Source organism: Streptomyces sp. NPDC002690 (assembly GCF_053592415.1).
Genome location: NZ_JBSFVR010000631.1, coordinates 1 through 2,419, shown reverse-complemented (window position 1 = coordinate 2,419; position 2,419 = coordinate 1). Strand labels below are relative to the sequence as shown.

General features: G+C 64.9%; 2 protein-coding genes. One reads left to right on the top strand and one right to left on the bottom strand.

The genetic code is table 11. The annotated features are described in order from the left end of the window. Positions 1–622: 622 nt before the first annotated feature. Entirely contained in the window at positions 623–808 is a 186-nt protein-coding gene (locus ACWD3D_RS36095) for a hypothetical protein (RefSeq protein ID WP_451464889.1), read from the top strand. 850 nt (positions 809–1,658) lie between these two features. Here the strand turns inward: ACWD3D_RS36095 and ACWD3D_RS36090 are convergent. After that, positions 1,659–1,937 (bottom strand): hypothetical protein, encoded by a 279-nt coding sequence (locus ACWD3D_RS36090; RefSeq protein WP_451464888.1) that lies wholly within the window; start codon positions 1,935–1,937, stop codon positions 1,659–1,661. Positions 1,938–2,419 lie beyond the last annotated feature (482 nt).

Here is a 2,419-nt window from a genome sequence, read left to right as displayed (position 1 = left end):
ACGGTCGGGTACCCACACCCTCACGAACGGCCGAATCATCACACCGGTAACGGCCTACCAGGACGATTCAGCAAGATCGTGTTACGAGCTCTTAGAGGATGTGAAACTAGGCTTTCGGCATAATGCGGAATGTCTCTACACGCGAATCGGATAAAAGATGATATCGCCGATCGGAATGCATGCCATTGCAGCGAATTCCCAGGCTTTTGCTGAATATATGGTCGCTGCGTGCGTCGCCCTCGGAGGGGTTCTGGGGATTCTCGTCGTCCTGAATGTCAAGGATTCCGCCTATCGCATTTACGAATATTACATGAACAAAGGATCATCCTTTGATGCGGGCCGCCTCTTCACTCCACTCCTGGTTCGTTTTGTGGGTGGATTCCTTGCTCTAGCTCTAGTCTTTGATTGTGTTAAGTTGATAAGTAAATGACCTTTTCATGCCAGCCCTGTTGATCCGAAACGCCGAGTGGTTCTGTGGGGCGGGTGGGGGGTTCACTGGCCGACCTCTCGGGCTTTCTGCAACAGCAGGGCGGCGTGGCGGTGGTGGAGGCCGGAACGGTTCGTCGGTGGGGTGCCGCCTCGATGCCCGCTCCGTTCGGTGCCGGTGGGCCGTTGAGGGGGCATGGATACCCATCAAGGGCCGTCAGCGGCCCTGCGAGCGCAGTTCGACAGCCTCGTCCTCTCCGATCCCACTGCCGCGCGCGAGTTCGCGGAGCGGCTGGTGGCGGACCTGCACACGGCGGCGATGGATGAGGTATCGAGCGGACCCGGCGGCCTGGAGGAGATCGGCCGGGCAATTTTCTCCTGAAGCCGTAGGCACCTCCCGGGATATGCCTATGGAGGGCACCGATCCGGGCCCGGGATACGCCGATGGGGCGTCAGGTCGGCCCAGAACCCCGGGATACGGCTGTGGAGACGTCAACCCGGGTCCGGGATACGGCTATGGACGGCCACCTGCTGCTGGATGCGGCGGACGATGCGTTGCGGGTGGATCTGCTGCGGGGGACCGCAGGAAGGTCTCCCAGGGACGTAGTCGGCGCCCGGCGCCCGTGCAGGGCGTGCGCTGCGTCGGGCTCACCGCCGGTCCGCGCACTCACCACCAGTTTGCCGCGGTGGGGCCGCTCGCCTCGATGCCGGGCTCCGTGCCGCGCGGCCGGCCGACGTGCTGGGCGTGGTTCTCGGGCGCGACGGCCAGGAGGGGCGCGCAGCATCCGTAGCGCCATGGGTAGCGACATCTGTTGCACCTCCCCGACTGCGGGCCGCCCGTTTCTCCAGGTCAGCGCATGCGTCCGTGCGCACCACGGCTCGGACTTCCCCTCGGTCCCTGGGCCTGTTGCTGGAGGTGGCGGGCGGGGCGGGTGACGGGGAGTCGGGGAAGGCGTGCGGCGCGGCGCCGGCCTCTCTCGCGGCCCGCCGCGGAGCGCTCCGGGCACGGGCCGGTACGCCCCAGGGGGCTCCCCAGGGAAGTTGTCGGTGTCCGTCGGACCCCGGAAAAAGGTCCTGTGACCTGGCATTGACCAGGGCGGAGGGCGCCCGCCCGGAGCGACCAGAGACGCGACCTTTGCTGAGTCACCGGAGTCTGTCGCCGGGGCAGACCATGGTGATGAAGTGGAAGGGCCGGTCGGCGACGACGCCGTCGGAGCGCCTGACGGGCTGGGTCACCGCCAGTCAGGCGGGATGTTGGCGAGCTGCTTCAGTAGATCCCAGTCGGCCGGCCGCAGTTTCGGCTCGTGCCACTGGGCGCCGTTGGCAACCCAGTAGCCACGCAGCTCACGAACCTGTGACACGTTGTCATCACCGATGCCGGACTCGTTGTAGCAGCACGGGCAGATGACGTACTGAGGGACGCCGTACGCGTCGAATACCGGCTCGCCGTCGTCATGCCCGCAGATCCGGCAGGCGGTCTCGGTCTTGTCTTCTCTATTTTCTATGCTCATCGTGGCAGCAGTCTATCGACCACTGCCGGAGTACCTATTTATGGATCTCTCGTGGGCACTTTGGTGACGCCCGTTAACCCGAAATAAGTGCCCGCCCGGAAGTGTTTCTCCGGGGCCGCTGTTGATGAATTGGTTCGTGTTTCTACCCGCACATCAGAAGGCGCTCAAGGCGAGTTCCGGTGGTGGCTCAGATTCCCAATCTCTACACGGCCCATCAGGTTGATGCACCAGAGGTGGTGGGCTGCCAGAGGGTGTGGCCCGGTTCCGCCAAAGGTACATGCGCATCAATCTGATGTAGTGGAGGTGTGGGCTGGTTCCAGAGTTCATCCCGGCCCGGTCTGAAGCACCCTCACCCCGGTTCTCCCGGCCCACCGCACCGGCGGTTCCGGGCCCTGCCCCCGCGTCCTCCTGGTGGCCCGTCACCCGGGCCCCAGTCCCTCGGGGGTGTAGAGCCGGAGCCCAAGCCCTACACAGGCCCGCGC

Coding starts and splice junctions, on each gene's coding strand:
- ACWD3D_RS36095 (WP_451464889.1), top strand. CDS start 623: ATGGATACCCATCAAGGGCCGTCAGCGGCCCTGCGAGCGCAGTTCGAC.
- ACWD3D_RS36090 (WP_451464888.1), bottom strand. CDS start 1,937: ATGAGCATAGAAAATAGAGAAGACAAGACCGAGACCGCCTGCCGGATC.